The 21,037-nt window shown below is 63.5% G+C and carries 18 protein-coding genes; 8 read left to right on the top strand and 10 right to left on the bottom strand.

All coding sequences use genetic code 11. From position 1 onward, the window contains the following. Positions 1 to 97: 97 nt before the first annotated feature. Positions 98 to 1,333 carry a polyhydroxyalkanoate depolymerase gene (locus CCE89_RS05350; RefSeq protein WP_086437050.1) on the top strand — a complete coding sequence of 412 codons (1,236 nt, stop codon included), beginning with the start codon at positions 98 to 100 and terminating at the stop codon, positions 1,331 to 1,333. Positions 1,334 to 1,364: 31 nt separating this feature from the next. Here the strand turns inward: CCE89_RS05350 and CCE89_RS05355 are convergent, their stop codons facing one another. The 6 genes from CCE89_RS05355 to CCE89_RS15235 form a co-directional block, all read right to left on the bottom strand. Further along, the gene (locus tag CCE89_RS05355) at positions 1,365 to 1,988 is read right to left on the bottom strand and encodes a DUF4126 domain-containing protein (RefSeq protein ID WP_086437051.1); all 624 of its coding nucleotides are present in this window, start codon (positions 1,986 to 1,988) and stop codon (positions 1,365 to 1,367) included. Between the two features lie 46 nt (positions 1,989 to 2,034). Then, complete coding sequence (locus tag CCE89_RS05360) at positions 2,035 to 2,622, bottom strand: carboxymuconolactone decarboxylase family protein (protein ID WP_086437052.1); 588 nt, start codon at positions 2,620 to 2,622, stop codon at positions 2,035 to 2,037. A gap of 37 nt (positions 2,623 to 2,659) precedes the next feature. Next, a complete protein-coding gene (locus tag CCE89_RS05365; protein WP_086437053.1) occupies positions 2,660 to 3,838 on the bottom strand; it encodes an acetyl-CoA C-acyltransferase in 1,179 nt (392 codons plus the stop codon). A 72-nt stretch (positions 3,839 to 3,910) separates the two neighbouring features. Continuing rightward, positions 3,911 to 4,360 carry a MaoC family dehydratase gene (locus CCE89_RS05370; RefSeq protein WP_086437054.1) on the bottom strand — a complete coding sequence of 150 codons (450 nt, stop codon included), beginning with the start codon at positions 4,358 to 4,360 and terminating at the stop codon, positions 3,911 to 3,913. A 93-nt stretch (positions 4,361 to 4,453) separates the two neighbouring features. Continuing rightward, on the bottom strand, positions 4,454 to 5,836 hold the full coding sequence (locus CCE89_RS05375; RefSeq protein WP_086437055.1) for a DUF5935 domain-containing protein: 1,383 nt from the start codon (positions 5,834 to 5,836) through the stop codon (positions 4,454 to 4,456). Next, entirely contained in the window at positions 5,833 to 5,979 is a 147-nt protein-coding gene (locus CCE89_RS15235) for a hypothetical protein (RefSeq protein WP_159456587.1), read from the bottom strand. The genes CCE89_RS05375 and CCE89_RS15235 overlap by 4 nt, the downstream gene beginning before the upstream one ends. A 104-nt stretch (positions 5,980 to 6,083) precedes the next feature. Here CCE89_RS15235 and CCE89_RS05385 point away from each other — a divergent pair, with 104 nt between their 5' ends. The 6 genes from CCE89_RS05385 (at position 6,084) to CCE89_RS05410 (ending at position 16,877) form a co-directional block, all read left to right on the top strand. Beyond that, a complete protein-coding gene (locus CCE89_RS05385; protein ID WP_086437057.1) occupies positions 6,084 to 7,316 on the top strand; it encodes a TIGR04063 family PEP-CTERM/XrtA system glycosyltransferase in 1,233 nt (410 codons plus the stop codon). A 16-nt stretch (positions 7,317 to 7,332) separates the two neighbouring features. Next, the gene (locus CCE89_RS05390) at positions 7,333 to 8,436 is read left to right on the top strand and encodes a hypothetical protein (RefSeq protein WP_086437058.1); all 1,104 of its coding nucleotides are present in this window, start codon (positions 7,333 to 7,335) and stop codon (positions 8,434 to 8,436) included. 250 nt (positions 8,437 to 8,686) lie between these two features. Next, entirely contained in the window at positions 8,687 to 13,342 is a 4,656-nt protein-coding gene (gene gltB, locus CCE89_RS05395; protein ID WP_086437059.1) for a glutamate synthase large subunit, read from the top strand. Positions 13,343 to 13,353: 11 nt separating this feature from the next. Next, positions 13,354 to 14,790 carry a glutamate synthase subunit beta gene (locus CCE89_RS05400; RefSeq protein WP_086437060.1) on the top strand — a complete coding sequence of 479 codons (1,437 nt, stop codon included), beginning with the start codon at positions 13,354 to 13,356 and terminating at the stop codon, positions 14,788 to 14,790. Between the two features lie 165 nt (positions 14,791 to 14,955). After that, positions 14,956 to 16,182, top strand: a complete 1,227-nt coding sequence (locus CCE89_RS05405) for a carbohydrate porin (RefSeq protein WP_234989962.1) — start codon at positions 14,956 to 14,958, stop codon at positions 16,180 to 16,182. Positions 16,183 to 16,196: 14 nt separating this feature from the next. Further along, complete coding sequence (locus CCE89_RS05410; protein WP_086437062.1) at positions 16,197 to 16,877, top strand: hypothetical protein; 681 nt, start codon at positions 16,197 to 16,199, stop codon at positions 16,875 to 16,877. Positions 16,878 to 16,885: 8 nt separating this feature from the next. Here CCE89_RS05410 and CCE89_RS05415 read toward each other — a convergent pair whose 3' ends face one another. The 4 genes from CCE89_RS05415 to ung all read right to left on the bottom strand — a co-directional run bounded on the left by CCE89_RS05415 (position 16,886) and on the right by ung (position 20,296). Further along, positions 16,886 to 17,671: an enoyl-CoA hydratase gene (locus CCE89_RS05415; RefSeq protein ID WP_086437063.1), complete on the bottom strand. Its 786-nt coding sequence runs from the start codon at positions 17,669 to 17,671 to the stop codon at positions 16,886 to 16,888. Between the two features lie 10 nt (positions 17,672 to 17,681). After that, on the bottom strand, positions 17,682 to 18,017 hold the full coding sequence (locus tag CCE89_RS05420; RefSeq protein ID WP_086437064.1) for a TraR/DksA family transcriptional regulator: 336 nt from the start codon (positions 18,015 to 18,017) through the stop codon (positions 17,682 to 17,684). A 1-nt stretch (position 18,018) separates the two neighbouring features. Then, positions 18,019 to 19,533 (bottom strand): serine hydrolase domain-containing protein, encoded by a 1,515-nt coding sequence (locus CCE89_RS05425; protein WP_159456588.1) that lies wholly within the window; start codon positions 19,531 to 19,533, stop codon positions 18,019 to 18,021. A 79-nt stretch (positions 19,534 to 19,612) separates the two neighbouring features. Beyond that, positions 19,613 to 20,296, bottom strand: coding sequence for a uracil-DNA glycosylase (gene ung, locus CCE89_RS05430; protein WP_086437066.1), 684 nt, complete (start codon positions 20,294 to 20,296; stop codon positions 19,613 to 19,615). 101 nt (positions 20,297 to 20,397) lie between these two features. Between ung and CCE89_RS05435 the strand changes: the two genes are divergently transcribed. Continuing rightward, on the top strand, positions 20,398 to 21,018 hold the full coding sequence (locus CCE89_RS05435) for a ribonuclease D (RefSeq protein WP_086437067.1): 621 nt from the start codon (positions 20,398 to 20,400) through the stop codon (positions 21,016 to 21,018). Positions 21,019 to 21,037: the final 19 nt, after the last annotated feature.

Here is a 21,037-nt window from a genome sequence, read left to right on the forward strand (position 1 = left end):
TTTTTGTGCATTGCACAATTGCGCCCTGAGGCCCATGTTGTGGGTTCAATCGCCCGCGAAGAGGCGCCGTATATATCGGTCGCAACAGGGGAATAACTTGCTCTACCACGCTTACGAAATCCAGCGCTCTTTGCTGAACGGCGCCAGCGCCTGGGCCTCGATCGCATCGGAAATGATGTCTAACCCGGCCAATCCCTGGAGCCATACGGCCGTCGGTCCGATGACCGCAAACGCGCTCGAGGTATTTGCCCACGCGACCGCCAGCTATGGCAAGCCCGCATTCAACATCACCGAGATCGAGGTGAATGGAGAAGCGCACCCCGTCGAAGAAGCGACCGTGGTCAATCGCCCGTTCGGCGATCTCAAGCGTTTCCGCCACACCGGCCTGCCGGAAAGCTCTCCGCGCATCCTGATTGTCGCCCCGATGAGCGGGCACTACGCCACCCTGTTGCGCGGCACGGTCGAACGCATGCTGCAAAGCTGCATCGTCTACATCACCGACTGGGCGGATGCGAAGCTGGTGCCGATGCACGAGGGGCATTTCGACCTCGACGACTACATCGACTATCTGATGGATTTTCTCGAGCAGGTCCGCGTCGAAGGCGACGGAGAGCGGCCGCACATGATGGCGGTGTGTCAGCCCTCCGTCCCGGCCTTTGCCGCCACCGCGCTGCTCAACCAGCATGATTCGCCCGCGACGCCCAAGACGCTGACCATGATGGGCGGACCGATCGACACGCGCGAAAGCCCGACCTCGGTCAACGACCATGCGATGAACCGCCCGATCGAATGGTTTCGCCAGAGCGTGATCGCCACCGTGCCATCCCAATATCGCGGTGCCGGCCGACGGGTCTATCCCGGCTTCATGCAGTTATCCGCGTTCATGAGCATGAACCTCGGCAATCACATGATGAGCCACTGGGAGATGTTCAAACATCTTACCGTGGGCGATGATGACAGCGCACAGGCGACCAAGGATTTCTACGACGAGTATCGCGCCGTGTGCGACATGACCGCCGAGTTCTACCTCCAGACGGTCGAGGAAGTGTTCCAGAAGCATTCGATCCCCAATGGCGAGTTCCGCCACAAGGGCGAGATCGTCGATCTCGGCAAGATCGACAAGACCGCGCTGCTCGCGATCGAAGGCGAACGCGACGACATCTCGGGCCTCGGCCAGACCAAGGCCGCGCTCAAGCTCGCCAAGGGCCTCGCGGAGAGCAAGAAGCGCTATTACATGGCCGAAGGCGCCGGGCATTACGGCATCTTCAACGGTAGCAAATGGCGCGACAAGGTTGCTCCCGAAGTCGAGAAGTTCATCGCCAAGCATTCCTGATTTTCGGCAAGCAGCAAAAGCAGGGCCGGTTCTAGCCGAGCGGCGGCAGTTCCTCGCCGCGCTTCACCCTGGGCATACGGACGAAGATCCGCTTGATCACGCGGCGCGCCCACAGCAGCAGCATCACGACCAGCACCAGCAAAGCGAAGGCTACCACGCCCGCCGCAACCGGATATTCGTAAGCGAGCCAGAGCAGTCCGACGGTCGCGACGTCCTCGACGCTGGAGGCGGCCACGTTGCTCACCGGCTCGGGCGAAGTGTTGACCACGGCGCGCGCCGAGGCCTTGCCGCCATGCGCGAGGAAACTCGCTCCTCCGCCAAGCAGGAAGGCGATCACCTGCATCGCCGGGTCGGACGGATCGACGATCGCCAGTGCGAGAAGCGCGCCGCCGACCGGGCGGACCAGCGTATGGACTGTGTCCCAGATGCTATCGAGCCACATGACCTTGTCGACGAAAAACTCCGCCAGCGCGCCCACCGCAGCGATCCCCATCACCCATGGATTCGCCAGCACACCCAGCGCAGCAAGATGTTCGGGTATCGGAATCGCGTCGAACCGCATGGCGAGGCCCGTGGCGAAAATGCACAGATACAGCCGCCACCCGGAGAGCAGGCTGACGCTGCCAGCTATCCCGATGATTTCCATGATGCCCATGAGCGCGCTCCCCTAAACCAGAGGGAAGAATGCGCCTGCTCGCGCCTCAGCGCAAGTCGAGGTCGGGATCGAGGTTCTCGCCCTCTTCGACCTGAACGCCGAAGCTGTTGAGGATCATCGAGACCTGGGTGTACTGGCCGACCGTGAAAACGAGGTCCATCCGGCCTTTGTCCCCCAGTTCGGCGAGAGCGGACCAGGTGGCGTCGGAAACATGGTGGTTTGCCACCAGCTCGTCCGCCGACCGCAGCATTGCGCTTTCAAGCGGGGTCCAGCCCTCTGCATCGGGACCTGCCTTGATCCGCGCGATTTCCTCGTCGGTCAGCCCGCAGTTCTTTCCTATGCGGGTGTGCTGGGCAAACTCGTAGCCCGACCTGCACAGCCAGCCGGTGCGAAGGATGACCATTTCGCGCTCGCGCGGGGGCAGCGCATTGCGGCGCGAGAGGACATAATTTCCCCAGGCGAGGAAGCCGGCGAGCGCCTTTGGCGCGTGCAGCAAGGTGCGGAAGATGTTGAGCACCTTGCCGCCGCCGACCTTGTCATCCGGGACGTTGAGAAACCGCTCGATCGCGGCCTTCTGCTCCTCGTCGAGCCGGTCCATGTCGACCGGCTCGATACGAGGTGCCTTGAGGCGCATCAGACTACGCGCCTCAAGTAACGGAGCGGTAGGCGCATCAGAACACCTCGAACATGCCGGCTGCGCCCATGCCGCCACCGACGCACATGGTCACGACGACATATTTCGCGCCGCGGCGCTTGCCTTCGATCAGAGCGTGGCCGACGCAGCGTGCACCGGTCATGCCATAGGGGTGGCCGATCGAGATCGAGCCGCCGTTGACGTTGAGGATGTCGTTATCGATGCCGAGCTTGTCGCGGCAATAGAGGACCTGAACGGCGAATGCCTCGTTCAATTCCCACAGGCCGACCTCATCCATCTTCACGCCGGTCTGTTCGAGCAGCTTGGGGATGGCGAAGACGGGGCCGATGCCCATTTCGTCGGGCTCGGTACCGGCAACCGCCATGCCGACATAGCGGCCGAGCGGCTGCAGGCCCTTCTTCTCGGCAACCTTGGCTTCCATCAGGATCGAGGCAGAAGAGCCGTCCGACAGCTGCGAGGCGTTACCCGCGGTAATGACCTTGCCCGGACCCATGACCGGCTGGAGCGCCTGAAGGCCTTCAAGCGTGGTCGAGGGGCGGTTGCCCTCGTCCTTGGTGATGGTGACTTCCTGCATGGAAACCTCGCCGGTTTCCTTGTCCTTCACGGCCATGGTGGCGGTCACGGGAACGATCTCGTCGTCGAACTTGCCCGCTTCCTGGCCGGCTGCGGTGCGCATCTGGCTCTGAAGGGCGTATTCGTCCTGCGCCTCGCGGCTGATGCCATAGCGCTCTGCGACCGTTTCGGCAGTCTGCAGCATCGGCATGTAGACGTCCTTGTGCATCGCGATCAGCGACTTGTCCGGCGCGACGCGCATTTCCGGCGTCTGCACCATCGAGATCGAATCCTGTCCGCCGCCGACGACGATATCCATGTTGTCGACGATGATCTGCTTGGCCGCGGTCGAGATAGCCATCAGGCCCGAAGAGCACTGGCGGTCGATCGTCTGTGCCGCGACCGATACCGGCAGGCCGGCGCGCAGGGCAACCTGGCGACCGATGTTGCCCGACTGGGTGCCCTGGGTGAGGACGCAGCCCCACACGACATCGTCGATCTCACCGCCCTCGATGCCAGCGCGTTCAACGGCCGGAGCAAGCGAGTAGGAGCCGAGCGTTGCGCCCGGTGTGACGTTGAAGCCGCCCTTGTAGGCGCGGCCGATGGGGGTACGGGCGGTGGAAACGATGACTGCGTCGCGCATGGCGAGCTCCTTCTATTGGTCTAAATTGTTCGTTCGGCCCCGGGGAGGAGGTGCCGAGGGCAGATCAGTGGCTCAGACGAAGAGCTGCGTGATCCACTCGCAAATGAGGGCAGGCTTGTCCTCGCCTTCGATTTCCATCGTGATCTCGGACGTCTGCTGCCACTGGCCGGGCCGCTTCTCGATCATTTCGACAAGCTTCCAGTGGCCGCGGATGCGCTTGCCCGCGCGAACGGGGCTGATGAAACGCGTTTTGTTGCCGCCGTAGTTCACGCCCATCTTCACGCCGTCGATCTTCGGCATGTCGCTCTTGGCGGAAAGATAGGGGATCATCGAAAGCGTCAGGAAGCCATGCGCGATGGTGCCGCCGAACGGCGTCATCTTGGCCTTTTCCTCGTCGATATGGATGAACTGATGGTCACCGGTCGCGTCGGCGAACTGGTTGATGCGCTCCTGGCTCATCTCCACCCATTCGCTGGTTCCGATGTTTTCGCCGGTCTTTGCGGCCAATTCTTGCGGGGTCATGCGCGTCTCCTCTCGATTGCGCGGCGAGTCTCGCCGGGTTGGCGGGACTCATGGCGCATGGAGCGGCTTAGCGCAACGTGGTTTCCGTAAACGTCAACCTGCCGCTACGGCATCGGTGGCACCGCGGCTGCGGTTTGGGCGAACCGGAAACGACGCATCCGCATCGACCTGCGAATCAATCCGTCGACAATAGGAATGGAAGCCAATCTGCAGTCCGATGATCATGAACATGACCGGCTGATAGGCAATGCCCTGGAATGTCGCACCGACCAGATAGATAATGCTGGCGATCTGCAATGCGATGGCGAGCGGCGCCTGCCACTGCTGATCGGCCCCATCACGCCCCTTCCAGCGGCGGCGCAGTTTTTCCATGTGCCAGATGCCGAGCAGTTGCAGCCAGATCCAGATGATGAAGCCCGGCCAGCCCTGCTCGCCCAGCACTTCGAAGAAGGAAGAATGATAGGCGCGCGCCTCGTCGGTCACTTCCTTGAACTCGACGCTGGTGGTGTTGCCCGAAACTTCCTTCACAGCCATGTCGTAAGTGAACTTGTTGCCGCGATAGGCGTCGAACCCGCCGCCCAATGGATTGGCGGCGACATAGTCGAGCGTCCACTTCCACACCGCGACGCGGGTCGAAGCGCTCTCGTCGCCCGAGGGCGAGCCGATCGTCGCCATACGTTCGTAATAGCTCTGCGGCAGGAACGGCAGCGCGACGAGGCCGAGCGCGGCGCCCGCAGCAATGAAGGTCAGCCGCCGCTTGACGTCGCGCAGCAGTAGCACGCCGAGAACCGCGATGCAGAGCAAGCCCGTGCGCGCCTCCGTCCCGACCGGGATCAGCAGGCAGGCGAAAATCAGCGCCGCGCCGAATGCCTTTACTCGCCAGTCGGGCGTGAAGACGGTGCCATGGCGCATGAACCATGCGATCAACGGGATGATGGCAATCGCGACCGTCGAAAGCGTCGAGCTTTCGTAAAGGCCGCTGTTGTCGTTGACGAAGAAGTAGAGGCTTTCATAGCCGCCCCCACCGAGCGCGGTCTTCATCCCCGCGCTGATGACGATCGCCCCGACCGACAGCACGAGCACGAGGCCCAGCGCCTCGAGCCGCAGCCGCGTGGTCAGCGTCAGCGGCAGGAAGATCGCGAAAACCATCGCCTTCCACACCCAGTCCCACTTGGTCGAGGCAGGTTCGGGGAAGTCGGCATGCCCGGTGGTCCAGGCGCAATAGACGAGCAGCGCGAGAATCAGCCCCTGCCGGAAGGTGAAACGCGCACCCTTCTTGTAATCCATCAGCAGCCAGCCGCCGAACGCCGCAAGAAAGGCGATCAGCGAAACCGGGATCGACTGGATCATCCCGTAGCCGATCTTCTGCGGGGCAAGGATGTCGATATAGGCATAGGCCAGCACCCACAGGAACGGGCGGCGCAGGCCCAGCACCAGGATGAAGCCGATAAAGGCGAGGAAGACGAGATCGATCACGCGCGTCGCCCCCTGCGCTTACGGATCGGCTCTGCCTCCGGCGTATCATCCTCCTCACGGTCGAGCCGATCGTTGCCGGCCAGCCGAAGAACGGCGATCGCCAGCAGCGCATGGGCAAGGGCAAGGGCGAAGTAGTCGATCACGCGCGGGTAAATCCTGCTGCGGGCGCACAGCGCGCCCATTCTTTCTGCCGGTTAGCAGGATGCAGTTGACGGCCCGTTAAGCACATTCTGGCAAAGAACTTCGCATGACACGCGTCCTCCATGTCCTCGACCATTCGCTGCCGCTCCACAGCGGCTACACCTTCCGCACGCGGGCGATCCTCAAGGCCCAGCAGGCTGCAGGAATGGATGTGCGCGGCGTGACCGGACTGCGCCATGAAGCCGAGGGCCCTTCGGTCGAGCAGGTGGACGGCCTGCTGTTTCACCGCACTGCGGGCAGTGCCGAGGGACCGACAGGCCTGCGCGAATGGCGCGAGATCGCGCGCTTCGCAGATGGCATCGAGAAAGTCGTGCGCGACTGGCGGCCCGATGTGCTCCACGCGCATTCGCCCGCCATCTGCGGCGCGGCGGCAGCGAAAGTCGCGCGGCGTCACGGCATTCCGCTGGTCTATGAAATCCGCGCCTTCTGGGAGGATGCCGCGGTCGGCAACGGCACAGGGAGCGAAGGCTCGGTCAAATACCGGCTGACGCGCGCGCTCGAAAACCGCGTGGTCGCGAGCGCCGATGCGGTCTTCACGATCTGCCACGGATTGCGCGACGATCTCATCGCGCGCGGCGTTGCCCCGGGGAAGATCGGCATATCGCCCAATGGCGTCGACCTCTCGCTGTTCGGCGAGCCAATCGCACGCGACGAGGCGCTCGCCTCCGATCTCGGTATCGCAGCGGGCGAACCGCTGATCGGCTTCATCGGCAGCTTCTACGATTACGAAGGTCTGGACGATCTCATCGCGGCCATGCCCATGTTGAAGGAGCGCCACCCGCGTGCGTGCCTGCTTCTTACCGGCGGCGGACCGATGGAGGAGGCGCTGCGCGCGCAGGCCGCCACACTACCTGACCCATCCTGCGTGATTTTCACCGGCCGCGTGCCGCATCAGGAAGTCGAGCGCTACTACTCGCTCGTCGACGTGCTCGCCTATCCGCGCAAGCGTTCGCGCCTCACCGATCTGGTCACGCCATTGAAGCCGCTGGAGGCGATGGCCCAGCAGCGTCTTGTCGCCGCATCCAACGTCGGCGGACACCGCGAATTGATGCGCGATGGGGAACAAGGCGTACTGTTCCCGGCTGACGATCCGGCAGCCTGCGCCGACGCTCTGGCCGACCTCTTGGACAATCGCGGAGAGTGGGACGCGATGAAGGCCCGCGCCAGCGCCCATGTCCGTGAGCAGCACGACTGGGCGGCGAATATGCAGCGTTATCAGCTTGTTTACCACGATCTGATAGCCCGCACGGTGAACAACCGCGCAAATCGCGCGGCCTGAAGCTGAGGAACGGGGCATGACCTTCATTGCAAGGGTCAAGAAGATCGACATCACCGCATTGCGCGCGAACCGGGCATTTCCGCTAATCGTGACTGGCTGGCTGGTGCTGGTGCTGGGTGCCGGCGCCTACATCGTGCAGGGGAGCGCGCTCCATGCCGCGCTCGGTGCGATCGCTGGCGGTCTGCTCGGCCGCTACCTTGTGACAAGGATGGGCGGCAGTGCGGAAAGCGCCGACGAAGAAGTGCCCGAAACCGAACGCGACAAGCGCCTGCGCCGAGTGCTCGGGCCCGATGAAGGCGAAGAGAGCGCCGCCGAGGCAGATCACGACCTCGAGGCTACGTTCGATGAAAACCCGGACGCCGACCTCGAACATATTCTCGCCTCGCGGTCCTGCCGCCCCAACCCCGTCGAGGAGGTTGCGCCGGTCGAAGCCATCGATAACGAGGCTGCCGAAGCCGAAGGTGCCGAGGCAATCGAGAGCGAACCGGAAGTCGCGCAGGATGCCGAGCCGCAATATCTCTCGATCGAGGAATTGCAGCTCGATGGCGACCAAGGCGGTTTCGACGCGAACGCCAGCCCGGACGCAGACTTCGACGACGTCGAAGATGATGGCGAGGATGACGGCTCGGACGATGCCTGGCCCGCCGGAACGCCCGAATGGACGAATCCGGGCGCAGCGCTCGCCGTGGCCCATGGTGCCTCGCCGGAGCCGGTCGACGAATCCGTGCCGCAAACCGCGAGCCAGCCCGAGCCCGAGCCGCAACCTGACATCGTGGCCGAGCCGGGTGAACACGCCGCGGCCAAGCTGCGCGCTCAGGACCTGTCGCAGATGAGCCTCGTCCAGATGATCGAGCGGCTCGCTTTCGCAATGGACGATTACCGTGAAATCCAGAATCGCAAACCGGCTTCGACCGCCGCGCAGGCCAACCAGCAGGCAGAGCAGATGGCCGAGACGCTTCGTGCGCTTCCGGCGCTGAACCGCAATGCCGGTGTCGCTGGCGGTGTCTACGCCACCGATGGCAATGCCGCGCTTGACCTGTCGACCCGCGAAGAGGCCGAAGCGACCGAAGATGCCCTGCGCGACGCGCTGGAGAAACTCCAGAAGCTCAGCGGCGGTTGATGCATTATCCGCACTTGCCGTTTCGGCAGCTGCAACCGACCCTTCGTCTTGCCCTTTGCCGATAGCTGCGCTTTGCCCGCAGCAAACGAATGCACGCGCCTTCGCAGTTGCAAAAACACGTTCGTTTCGCCAAAGGGAAACCTCGCGACATTTTCGTATCCCTGCGCGGCAGGGCGAATCGCGCTTCATTGCCGGTGCGCTCCCTCTGGGTGTCCGGTACGATGCGCGGCGATGACGAGACGGAGTTTGAATGGGTTACCAGGTGCACGGCCTTCCCGATGGGCAGGGCCTTTACGATCCTCGCAATGAACATGATGCCTGTGGTGTGGGTTTCGTCGCCCATATCAAGGGCGAGAAATCGCATGCCATCGTTACCCAGGCGCTCCAGATTCTCGAGAATATCGACCATCGCGGCGCGGTCGGCGCCGACCCGCTGCTGGGCGATGGCGCAGGAATCCTGCTGCAGATTCCCGATCCCCTATTCCGCAAATGGGCCGAAAGCGAAGGCAAGGAGCTGCCCCGGCCCGGCGACTATGCCGTGGCGATGTGCTTCATGCCGCAGGACGATGCGGCGCGGCATTTCGTCACCGAGCAGTTCGAAAAATTCGTTGCCAAGGAAGGCCAGCGGCTGATCGGCTGGCGCGAAGTGCCGACAACTCTCGACGGCCTCGGCAAGGCGGTAGTCGATTCGATGCCGGTCATGCAGCAGGCGATCATCGCGCGCGGCGAGAATTGCGCCGATCAGGATGCGTTCGAGCGCAAGCTGATCGTGATCCGCAAGCAGACCCTGAACCCGCTCGCTAAGCTGGCCGAAAAGCATGATCTGCCGGGCCTCACCCAATCCTACATCCCGAGCTTCTCGAGCCGGACGATCGTCTACAAGGGCCTGCTGCTCGCCAACCAGGTCGGCAGCTTTTACGACGACTTGCGTGACGAGGACTGCAAGTCCGCGCTCGGCCTCGTCCACCAGCGCTTTTCGACCAATACTTTCCCCAGCTGGCGGCTCGCCCACCCCTATCGCCTGATCGCGCACAATGGCGAGATCAACACGGTGCGCGGCAATGTGAACTGGATGAACGCGCGCCGCCGCACGATGGAATCGGCGCTGCTGGGTGCCGACCTCGACAAGATGTGGCCGTTGATCCCGCACGGCCAGTCGGACACCGCCTGCCTCGATAACGCGCTCGAACTGTTGCTCGCGGGCGGATACAGCCTCGCCCATGCGATGATGATGCTGATCCCGGAGGCCTGGGCGAAGAACGAGCTGATGGATCCGGCGCGCCGCGCATTCTACGAATATCACGCTGCGCTGATGGAACCCTGGGACGGCCCTGCCGCCGTCGCCTTCACCGATGGCCGCCAGATCGGCGCGACACTCGACCGCAACGGCCTGCGCCCGGCACGCTTCTGCGTGACCAAGGACGACATCGTCTGCCTCGCTTCGGAAAGTGGCGTGCTGCCGTTCGCCGAAGAGGACATCACGCGCAAGTGGCGTCTCCAGCCGGGCAAGATGCTGCTGATCGATTTCGAGCAGGGCCGCATTATCGAGGATAGCGAACTCAAGGCCGATCTCGCCTCCGCCCAGCCTTACGAAAAGTGGCTCGAGCAGGCACAGTACAAGCTCGACGATCTCGACCATATCGAGCCCGAGCTCTCCGAGGTGCCGAGCCACGAGACCACCTTGCTGCAGCGCCAGCAGGCCTTCGGTTACACGCAGGAAGACGTCATGCGCTTCCTCGAACCGATGATGGTCAATGCCGACGACCCGATTGGTTCGATGGGTACCGACACGCCGCTCGCCGTGCTCTCGGCCCGCTCGCGCCTGCTCTACGATTATTTCAAGCAGAACTTCGCGCAGGTTACCAACCCGCCGATCGATCCGATCCGCGAAGAGCTGGTGATGAGCCTGCTCTCGATGGTCGGTCCGCGCCCCAATCTTCTCGGCGCTGACGGCGGCACGCACAAGCGGCTCGAAGTCATGCAGCCGATCCTCACCAACGAGGATCTCGCCAAGATCCGCTCGGTTGAGGCTGCACTCGACGGCGCCTTCCGCACCGAAACCATCGACATCACCTGGAACGCCAAGAAGGGCGCCAAAGGTCTGAAGATGGCCTTGAAGGAAATGTGCTGGGCCGCGACCGAAGCGGTGCTGCAGGACCACAACATCCTGATCCTGTCCGATCGCGCGCAGGGGCCGGACCGCATTCCCATGCCCGCCCTGCTCGCAACCGCAGCGGTGCATCATCACCTCGTACGTCAGGGCCTGCGGATGCAGACCGGGCTCGTCATCGAAACCGGCGAAGCGCGCGAAGTGCATCACTTCTGCGTGCTGGCGGGATATGGCGCAGAAGCGATCAATCCCTACGTCGCCTTCGAAACGCTCGAAGACCTTCGCGCCCACAAGCACCCCGAGTTGGACACGCAGGCGGTCGAGCAGAATTACATCAAGGCCGTCGGCAAGGGCATCCGCAAGGTGATGTCCAAGATGGGCATTTCCACCTACCAGTCCTATTGCGGCGCGCAGATTTTCGATGCGGTCGGCCTCTCCTCCGAGTTCATCGAGAACTACTTCACCGGCACCGCGACGACGATCGAGGGCGTCGGCCTGAAGGAAGTCGCCGAAGAGGCGGTGCGGCGCCACGCACAGGCTTATGGCGACAACCCGATCTACAAGTCGATGCTCGATGTCGGCGGTATCTATCAGTACCGCCTGCGCGGCGAGGAACACGCGTGGACGCCAGCCAATGTCGCGCATCTCCAGCACGCGGTGCGCGGCAACGACCACAAGAACTACGAAGAGTTCGCGAAGTCGATCAACGAGCAGTCCGAACGCCTGCTGACGATCCGCGGGCTGATGGAGTTCAAGCTCGGCGAAGAGCCGGTTCCGCTCGATGAGGTTGAGCCCGCGGCCGAGATCGTGAAGCGCTTTTCGACCGGCGCGATGAGCTTCGGCTCGATCAGCCACGAAGCGCACTCGACACTCGCCATCGCGATGAACCGCATCGGCGGTCGTTCGAACACCGGCGAAGGCGGCGAGGAGCCCGAGCGCTTCAAGCCGCTCGACAATGGCGATTCGATGCGCAGCCGGATCAAGCAGGTGGCCTCGGGGCGCTTTGGCGTCACCACCGAATATCTCGCCAATTCGGACGATATCCAGATCAAGATGGCGCAGGGCGCAAAGCCCGGCGAAGGCGGACAGCTGCCCGGCCACAAGGTCGACAAGCGCATCGGCGCGGTCCGTCATTCGACCCCGGGCGTGGGCCTCATCTCGCCGCCGCCGCACCACGACATCTATTCGATCGAAGATCTCGCCCAGCTGATCCACGACCTCAAGAATGTGCAGCCGACGGCGCGCATTTCGGTCAAGCTCGTCTCGGAAGTCGGCGTTGGCACGGTTGCTGCGGGCGTCTCCAAGGCGCGCGCCGACCATGTCACGATTTCCGGCTATGAAGGCGGGACGGGCGCTTCGCCGCTGACCAGCCTCACCCACGCGGGATCACCGTGGGAAATCGGCCTCGCCGAAACCCAGCAGACGCTGCTGCTGAACGATCTGCGCAGCCGTATCGCTGTGCAAGTCGATGGCGGCCTGCGCACGGGGCGCGATGTCGCCATCGGCGCGTTGCTCGGCGCGGACGAGTTCGGCTTCGCAACCGCACCGCTGATTGCGGCAGGCTGCATCATGATGCGCAAGTGCCATCTCAACACCTGCCCGGTCGGCGTCGCGACGCAGGACCCGGTTCTGCGCAAGCGTTTCACCGGCACGCCGGAACATGTGATCAACTACTTCTTCTTCGTCGCCGAAGAACTGCGCCAGATCATGGCGGAGATGGGCTTCCGCACGGTCGAGGAAATGGTCGGCCGGGTCGACCGGCTCGACATGAGCCGCGTCCACCGCCACTGGAAGGCGGACGGGGTCGATCTTTCGCGCCTGCTCCACACGGTTACGCTCGAAGAAGGTCAGCCGCTTCATCATACGATGAACCAGGACCATGGGCTCAGCGGCGCGCTCGATAACGAACTGATCAAGGCGTGCGAGCCCGCGATCAAATCGGGCGAGCCGGTGCAGCTCGAACGCACCATCCGCAACGTCAACCGCACGGTCGGCACGATGCTGTCAGGCGAAATCGCCAAGGCTTACGGCCATGAAGGCCTCGCGCCCGACACCATCCGCATCAACTTTACTGGGGTCGCCGGGCAGAGCTTCGGCGCTTGGCTCGCCCACGGCGTAACGCTCGACCTTACCGGCGATGCCAATGACTATGTCGGCAAGGGCATGTCGGGCGGCCGGATCATCGTGCGCCAGCCCGATGGCGTCGACCGCGAACCGGGCGAGAACATCATCGTCGGCAACACCGTACTTTACGGCGCGATTGCGGGCGAAGCCTTCTTCAACGGCGTGGCGGGCGAGCGTTTCGCCGTTCGCAATTCGGGCGCCATCGCCGTGGTCGAAGGTTCGGGCGATCACTGCTGCGAGTACATGACCGGCGGTGTCGTCGTGGTGCTCGGTGATACAGGGCGCAACTTTGCAGCCGGCATGAGCGGCGGGATCGCTTACGTCTACGATCCCGAGGGCAAGTTTGCGCCGCTCGTCAACATGGCGCAGGTCGATCTCGTCCCGATGACCGGCGAGCGCGATGACGAGGAGGGAACGGGCCGTCCGTCGCAGCGGCACAGCTCGGTGCATGATTTCGGCATGGGCGATATGCTGCGCCATGACGCGGAACGCCTCAGGATCCTCGTCGAACGGCACAAGCTCCACACAGGTAGCGCGAAGGCGGCGGCCCTGCTCGATGATTGGGACGCCAGCGTGAAGAAGTTCGTGAAAGTGATGCCGCGCGATTACAAGCGTGCGCTCGAAGCGCTCGAGGCAGAGCGGCTCGAAGCCGAAACGGTCGCAGCGGAATAAGGGTCAGCACAATGGGTAAAGAAACGGGTTTTCTAGAGCTCGACCGCAGGGAACGTGACTATCTCGATCCCAAGGAGCGGCTCGGCAACTATCGCGAGTTTGTCGTCCAGCCGGATGAGGAGACGCTGAAGGGCCAGGCTGCGCGCTGCATGAATTGCGGCATTCCCTATTGTCACAACGGCTGTCCGGTGAACAACATCATCCCGGACTGGAACCACCTCGTCTATGAAGGCGACTGGAAGAACGCGCTCGACGTGCTCCATTCGACCAATAATTTCCCGGAGTTCACCGGTCGCATCTGCCCGGCACCGTGCGAGGCAAGCTGCACGCTCAACATCATCGACCAGCCCGTGACGATCAAGTCGATCGAATGCGCGATCGTCGACCGTGGTTGGGAAGAAGGCTGGATTACCCCGCAGATTCCCGAAAAGAAGACCGGCAAATCGGTCGCAGTCGTGGGTTCGGGTCCGGCCGGCATGGCATGTGCCCAGCAATTGGCGCGCGCCGGACATTCGGTGACCCTTTTCGAGAAGAACGACCGGATCGGGGGCTTGCTTCGCTATGGCATTCCCGACTTCAAGATGGAAAAGCACCTCATCAATCGCCGCTGCGTGCAGATGGAGGCCGAGGGAGTCGAGTTCAGAACGTCGAAGGAAATCGGTGTCGACGTCTCGTTCAAATCGCTCGACGAGAATTACGATGCAATCGTCCTGTCGGGCGGTGCGGAAGATGCGCGCGCGCTCGCGATCCCCGGCGCCGAGAAGAACGGCGTGCGGCTGGCGATGGAATTCCTTACCCAGCAGAACAAGCGCAATGCAGGCGATGACGAACAGCGCGCGGCACCGCGCGGCACGCTGACGGCGACCGGCAAGAAGGTCGTCGTGATCGGCGGCGGCGACACCGGCAGCGACTGCGTCGGCACGTCGAACCGCCAGGGCGCGGAAAGCGTCGTGCAGCTCGAGATCATGCCCAAACCTCCTGAGAAGGAAGACAAGGCGCTGACCTGGCCCGACTGGCCGCTCAAGCTGCGCACGTCCTCGAGCCATGAGGAAGGTGTGGAGCGTGACTGGGCGGTTCTGACCAAGCGGGTCGTCGGCGATGGCGAGACGGTGACCGGGCTCGAATGCGTCCGCGTCGAGTGGAAGGACGGCCAGATGCAGGAAATCGAAGGCAGCGAATTCACACTGCCCGCCGATCTGATCCTGCTCGCCATGGGCTTTGTCGGACCGAAGAAGGCCGGTCTGCTCGAGCAGGCGGGCGTCGAGCTGAGCGAACGCGGCAATGTCGCGGCCAATACGGACGACTACAAGACCAGCGTCGACAAGGTCTGGGCCTGCGGCGATATGCGGCGCGGCCAGAGCCTCGTCGTCTGGGCAATCCGCGAAGGGCGCCAGTGTGCACGGGCGGTCGACGAAGCGCTGATGGGTGTGAGCGAATTGCCACGCTGACAATAGTTTGCGCTTGAAAACGATCTTGTCGTTTTCATCCAATGCGCCCTCACGCTCTTGATTCATAAGACGTTTCAAACGCCGTCAAGAGCTGGAGGGGTCGTAATGCAAGGAGGGTCGAAGCGCACAGCGCTTGCCGCAGGGATTTGTGCGCTCTGCACTCCGTTGGCCGCAACGCCGCTCAGCGCGCAGACGCAAGATGGCGGCTCGGACCTTGCATCCGAATCGGGTGACGCTGCCAGCCTGCTTCTTTCTGCGCCCGCCGCCTCTGTACCGCCTCCTCCCGAAGAACCGGACAAACCGGCGGTCAAGACGCGCGTATTGTTCTCGCAATTTGCCGACATGCCGGTTTCGGGCGATGCGGCGGAAACGCTTCGCTATGGCGGCAAGATCGATGCCTATTTCGATGTCGCCGGCAGCACTCTGGGCGTGGACGACAGCTGGTCGCTGCATATCCATCCCGAGTTCAAATATGGCGAAAGCGCCAATGGTGAGATCGGCCTGCTGCCCAGCAACACGCAGATGTTCTATCCCGGCGAAGGCGAGGTATTCGACCTCAACGTCAACGTCACCAAGCGCTGGCAATCGGGCACGTCGCTGACGGTCGGCAAGGTCAATGTGCTCGACCTCGCGGCGCAGCTTCCGGTGGTCGGCGGCGGCGGGCACGAAGGCTTCCAGAACCTCGCCATGGCACTGCCGCCAAGCGCGATCGTGCCTGGATCGATCACTGGCGCGCTGCTCAACGTGCCGACCAAGAAAGCGCTCTATCGCCTCTGGGTGTTCGACCCCGACCTGCAGTCGGAGCGGACCGGCTTCGAAACCGGTTTCGAAAGCGGCGTCGCTTTCCTTGGCTCGGTCACGCTACCGGTCAAGATCGGCGGCAAGCCCGGCTATTACGCGCTGAAAATGGCCGGATCGACCCGTAGCGAAATCGCTGCCGAGGCGCTTCCTCCCGCGCTGGTGCCAGCCCCCGGCTCTGCCTTTGGCGGGCGCAAGGGCGAGTTCAGCGCTGTGCTCGCCGGATATCAGTTCATCGAGCTTTATCCCGAAGCCCCCGGCAAGGGTTGGGGTATTTTCGGCCAGATCTATGTCTCGAACGGCGACCCGACCTTCCTCGACAAGAGCGGCTTCATCGGCTTTTCAGGCAACCCGCGCAGCCGCCCGCAGGACCGCTTCGGCGCGGCCTGGTTCCGCTATTCGCTGACCGATCGGCTGGTCGACGTTCTGTCGGGCCGCCTCGCGCTCGAGGACGAGGAAGGTGTCGAGTATTTCTACACCCTCGGCCTCTCCGATCAGTTCAGCGTGACCGCCAATGTGCAGGTCGTTGACAGTGCAGTTGCCGCCCGCGATGCTGGGGTCCTTGCCGGATTGAGGCTGACAGCGAAGTTCTGAGTTTTCGAATGCGATTGGCGATTCTTTCTCCGGTTCTGATGCTCGCAGCCTGCGCTGCCTCTTCTACCGCGCTCGAATCCGCGCAAGCTGTGCAGGCGGAAGCCGCGTCACCCTTCGTCGGAAGCTGGGATGGCAGCAGTTTCGAGACCGCCATGTTCCTGCGGCTCAACGAAGACCGGACGTTCGAATGGGCACTGACCGTGGGCGGGCTCGACATGACCGCGCAAGGCAATTGGCGGGCCGAAGGCGACACCGTCACCTTTGCCTCCGACCCCGTACCTGTTCCGACGACGATCGCGCTGATTGGCGTGAACGACAATCCTGGCGGGCCGATGCTTCGGGTCTTCCACGAGAACGGCGATCCGGTCGAGCATAGCTCCACCCTGACAAAATGCGCCGACGGGCAGACCTTCCTCGGCCGGGTCGGGCCGGAAGGGAGCTCGCCCAACCCTGAACAATGTCCAGACCCCGTCAGCGTACGCGTGCTGATCCCGGGGGTCGAAGCCGACTGGCCCGTATTCGATCTGGCGGAGAATGGCTGGCAGCCCGGCAAGACCATCCGCTTCGAGTTTCAGCCAGGCGATTGTGGCGTGATGGACTTCACCGGCATGGCCGCGAGGCTCGAGGGCGATGTCCTTACCTTCACCGAGGAATCGGGCGGCGACACCTACCGCCGCATGAAACCGCCCGAATAAGCCCGGCCTCAGCCCTGACCGCGTCCGCGCGCTTGCACACCTGCACGGCGCGCTTCGACTTCCTCGGGCGTAACCTGCGAATTGGCTTCGGACGAAAGCTGCGCTTCAAGCTTCATCCCATCGCCGAAGGTCGCGGCATAACCGTCATCGATCAGCCGCTTGTAATTGGCGAGGAAGGTCGGGTCGATTGTCGCCATGTCCTCCGCCAGTTTGCGTGCGAGCGGCAGCAGTTCCTCAGGCTCGACCACGTGATTGACGAGGCCCCAGTCTTTCGCCGTTTCCGCATCGAGGAAATTGCCGGTGAAAGACAGTTCCTTGGCCCGCGAGATGCCGATCATGCGGGAAAGCTTCTGCGACAGGCCCCAGCCCGGCACGATCCCGACCCGCGCATGGGTATCGGCAAAGCGCGCATTGCTGCTCGCCACCAGCACGTCACAGGCAATCGCAACTTCGAAGCCGCCGGTGATGGCAACGCCATTGATCGCGCCGATCACCGGCTTGCGGCAAACCTCGATCGCCTTGACCGGATTCTCGTCCGCGCCTTCGGCATTGGCGGCACCGAGCGCGCCTTCTTCCGAGCCGAGTTCCTTGAGGTCGAGCCCGGCGGTAAAGGCGCGCTCCCCCGCGCCTGTCAGGATGACGGCCCGCACACTGTCATCTTCATCGACCTGCTTCATCACGCGGTAGAGCCGCGCGCGCAGCGCCTTCGACAACGCGTTCATCGCCTCCGGCCGGTTGAGCGTGACCAGCGCCACGCCATTGTCAATTTCGAGCAGTACCGTTTCGTCACTCATCCAGGCTCTCCTAACTCTTTCCGCTCGCACATTTGACGCAGCGCGGGACGCTGGGGTCATGTGCGAGACGTTGTTCCGCAATCTCTTCACCGCAGCCGAGGCAATAACCCCACTCGCCTTCCTCGATCCGCTCGAGCGCGGCAAGGATCCGCTTGCGCTCCCCCTCGCGGCGGCGCTCCTGCGCCTGCGCCATCGCCTGCCGCTGGAGCGCATCCATCCGCGAGAGCCGTCCGACGCTGTCCTGTTGCAGCTCGACAGTGTCGCGCGAATCGGCATTGGCCCCCGCTTCGCGATCGAGCGCCGCCAGCCGCGCTTCGAGGGCCGAACGAGCGTCCTCGTCGGTCATCTCAATCGAGCGGACGGATGCGATAGGTGAGGTTGCCGTGCCGTTCGAGATGCGAAATGCTGCCGTCCGCCTTGCGGTGGAAGGTGATCGTTTCCCGCTCCTCGCCCTTATCGGTCACGACCTTGAACCGATCATCGCCGAGCGGCTTCAGCCGTCCGATGCTGTCGGCCGGATCGCCATAGGCGACGTCCACGGAGGCAAGGCCGCCGGCCCAGGGGAGGATCACGAAATCGCGCGCCCATGGCTGGGCGGAGTAGTATCCGGCATAATCCTCCAGGTTGACCGTGGCGCTTTCGGGCGCTTCGAAGGGCTTGGCATCCATCCGCTTGCCCAGCAGCGAAGCCAGCCGCTGCGCAATCCGCCCCGGGTTTTCCATGGTGTTCATGGCGAGCGCGATGGCGGTTTCGTTCTTCGGATCGATCATCAGCGTGCTGCGATAGCCCGGGCACGAACCGCCGTGGCCGACGATATCGCTCCCATCCATCGGGTAATTGACGAAGCCGAGGCCCCAACTCGTCTCGCGATCGGGCGTGATGTAATGCACCCGGTGCATTTCGCGCAGGGTGGAAGCGCGCAGCAATTCGGCTTCCTCGCTCTTCAGGAGGCGGAACTGCCACTTGGCGAACTTCGCGAGGTCATTGACCGAGGAGCTGAAGCCCGCCGCCGGATTGATACCGCGCGCATCGAACAGCTTTACCGCAGGGCGCGTGCCATCAGGTTCGAGCGAGCCCCAGCCGACCGCCATCTGCTTGCCGTACTCGTCAGACTGAATGAATGGCTTGGTGTCCTCCATGCCCAGCGGGGTCAGGATATTTGCGCTGACATAGTCGCCGTAGGGCGTGTCAGACACCGCCTCGACCGTCTCGCCAACCAGCGTCAGGCCGAGGTTCGAATACTGGAAAGTGCGCGAGGCGGGATAGAGCGGATTCTGCGCCCCTATCCCTGCGCGAATCTCGTCCTGCGTCGGGAAGGGGAAATCGGGGCCCGTCCAGTAAGGATTGACCGCTTCGCGCGGGAGACCCGCAGAGTGCGTGAGCAGCCCGCGCATCGTCACCGGCACGCTGTCGCGATCATCGGGGGCGAGCGTCGCCCACGGAAGGTAGGTCGCGACCGGCTCGTCGAGGCGAACCGTGCCCTTCTCCCACTCCTGCATGAAGGCAACCGCAGTGAAGAGTTTCGAGATCGAGCAGATCGAATAGATCGTATCGGCGGTGGCCGCTTTCTTGCGCGCGCGATCGGTATGGCCGAACCCCCTGGCCCAGACGGTGTCCTGGCCCTTGACCACCGCGACCGACATCGCCGGGATGTTCTCGTAAGCCCGCTCCGTCTCCAGCCAGATACCGGCGAGACGCAGCGCTTCACTCATCGCCGCCGCCTCCTTCGCCTTGCCGTCGTCGGCGTTCGCAGCGGTTTCGGAATCGGCAGCTGCGTGATGGTCGAACCCGGCACCTTGCGCAGTGGCGGTCAGCGCGGTGGTGGCTGTCAAAGCGGCAGCGAATGCAATCAGGCGTTTCATGAAGTTCTCCCCGTTGTCAGGGGCAATCTGGCACCAAGATGTCGCGAGGCCAAGCCTGAGTTGCGCGAGGATCCGCTCGCTATTGCGACCAGTCGATCGGCGCGATGCCATGACGTTCGAGAAAGGCGTTGGCCTGGCTGAACGGTTTCGACCCGAAGAAGCCCGAATGCGCAGACAAGGGGCTGGGATGCGGGCTGGTGAGGACGAGGTGACGATCGGCAGTGCCGAGGCCTTTCACCCGCCCTGCTTTCTTCTTCGCATGGCTGCCCCACAGGATGAAGACCGCGGGATCGCCGCGCTCCACCACCGCTGCAACGGCGGCATCGGTGATCGCATCCCACCCGCGTCCAGCGTGGCTGCCCGCCTGTCCCGCCTCGACCGTCAGCGTGTTGTTGAGCAGCAGCACACCCTGCCGCGCCCAGCCGGAGAGGTTGCCGTGGTCGCGCCGCGGAATGCCGAGATCGCTCTCCAGCTCCTTGTAGATATTGACCAGTGAGGGCGGCACCTTGACCCCGTCCTGCACCGAGAAAGCAAGGCCATGCGCCTGGCCCGGTCCGTGATAGGGGTCTTGCCCCAGGATCACGACGCGCACCTCATCGAGCGGAGTCAGCGCGAGTGCGTTCAGGCGTTGGCCGCGCGGGGGATAGACCGTCTTGCCCGCGTCTTCCTCGGCGCGCAGCCAACCGCCCAGCTTTCGCGACTCCGCGCTTTGCAACACCGGCTCGAGTGCCGCCTGCCAGCTGGGGGGAATAGCCTCGGTCATCGTCTGCAGGATAGGCCGGCTTTCCGACGCTCACCACCACCCCTCGCGCCTCTTTCCCCCCCTTTCCCTATCAGGCCAATGCGCCTAAAGCCCTGAGCCATATGGCTGTTCATTTTCACGAAGAAGACCTTCCCGCAGGCGTATTGACCGGCGATGCACCGCTCGCGGTCGATACCGAGACCATGGGCCTCGTCACCCACCGCGACCGGCTTTGTGTCGTCCAGATCAGCGACGGCGGACCGGACGAACACCTCGTTCGTTTCGGGCCCGAAAGCACCTATGACGCGCCCAATCTGAAAGCGCTGCTGGGCGATCCCAACCGGCTCAAGCTCTATCACTTCGGTCGCTTCGACCTTGCCGCGATCGAATATTACCTCGGCGTGATGGCCGCGCCCGTCTTCTGCACCAAGATCGCGAGCAAGCTGGTGCGCACCTACACCGACCGCCACGGGCTGAAGAACCTCGTCGACGAATTGCTCGGCGAAAGCATGTCCAAGGTCCAGCAGTCGAGCGACTGGGGCGGCCCCGTCCTGAACGAGGCGCAGCGCGAATACGCCGCCTCCGATGTGCGCTACCTCCACCGCATGCGCGAGGAACTGCTGGTGCGGCTCGAACGCGAAGGGCGTATGGAAATGGCGCAGGCCTGTTTCGATTTTCTCCCGACCCGCGCCCGTCTCGACATCGCCGGCTGGGCCGAACACGATATCTTCAGCCACGCGTAAGGAGCATGGGCTAACCCGC

This window comes from Altererythrobacter xiamenensis, from assembly GCF_900177715.1.
In the GTDB taxonomy this organism is placed as follows: Bacteria; Pseudomonadota; Alphaproteobacteria; order Sphingomonadales; family Sphingomonadaceae; genus Erythrobacter; species Erythrobacter xiamenensis.

Excerpts from the sequence above, each read along its gene's own strand:
- CCE89_RS05435 (WP_086437067.1), top strand. The coding sequence starts at position 20,398 with ATGGCTGTTCATTTTCACGAAGAAGACCTTCCCGCAGGCGTATTGACC.
- CCE89_RS05365 (WP_086437053.1), bottom strand. The coding sequence starts at position 3,838 with ATGCGCGACGCAGTCATCGTTTCCACCGCCCGTACCCCCATCGGCCGC.
- gltB (WP_086437059.1), top strand. The coding sequence starts at position 8,687 with ATGGGTTACCAGGTGCACGGCCTTCCCGATGGGCAGGGCCTTTACGAT.
- CCE89_RS05370 (WP_086437054.1), bottom strand. The coding sequence starts at position 4,360 with ATGACCCCGCAAGAATTGGCCGCAAAGACCGGCGAAAACATCGGAACC.
- CCE89_RS05400 (WP_086437060.1), top strand. The coding sequence starts at position 13,354 with ATGGGTAAAGAAACGGGTTTTCTAGAGCTCGACCGCAGGGAACGTGAC.
- CCE89_RS05425 (WP_159456588.1), bottom strand. The coding sequence starts at position 19,533 with ATGAAACGCCTGATTGCATTCGCTGCCGCTTTGACAGCCACCACCGCG.
- CCE89_RS05360 (WP_086437052.1), bottom strand. The coding sequence starts at position 2,622 with ATGCGCCTCAAGGCACCTCGTATCGAGCCGGTCGACATGGACCGGCTC.
- CCE89_RS05415 (WP_086437063.1), bottom strand. The coding sequence starts at position 17,671 with ATGAGTGACGAAACGGTACTGCTCGAAATTGACAATGGCGTGGCGCTG.
- CCE89_RS05355 (WP_086437051.1), bottom strand. The coding sequence starts at position 1,988 with ATGGGCATCATGGAAATCATCGGGATAGCTGGCAGCGTCAGCCTGCTC.
- ung (WP_086437066.1), bottom strand. The coding sequence starts at position 20,296 with ATGACCGAGGCTATTCCCCCCAGCTGGCAGGCGGCACTCGAGCCGGTG.
- CCE89_RS05390 (WP_086437058.1), top strand. The coding sequence starts at position 7,333 with ATGACCTTCATTGCAAGGGTCAAGAAGATCGACATCACCGCATTGCGC.
- CCE89_RS05385 (WP_086437057.1), top strand. The coding sequence starts at position 6,084 with ATGACACGCGTCCTCCATGTCCTCGACCATTCGCTGCCGCTCCACAGC.
- CCE89_RS05420 (WP_086437064.1), bottom strand. The coding sequence starts at position 18,017 with ATGACCGACGAGGACGCTCGTTCGGCCCTCGAAGCGCGGCTGGCGGCG.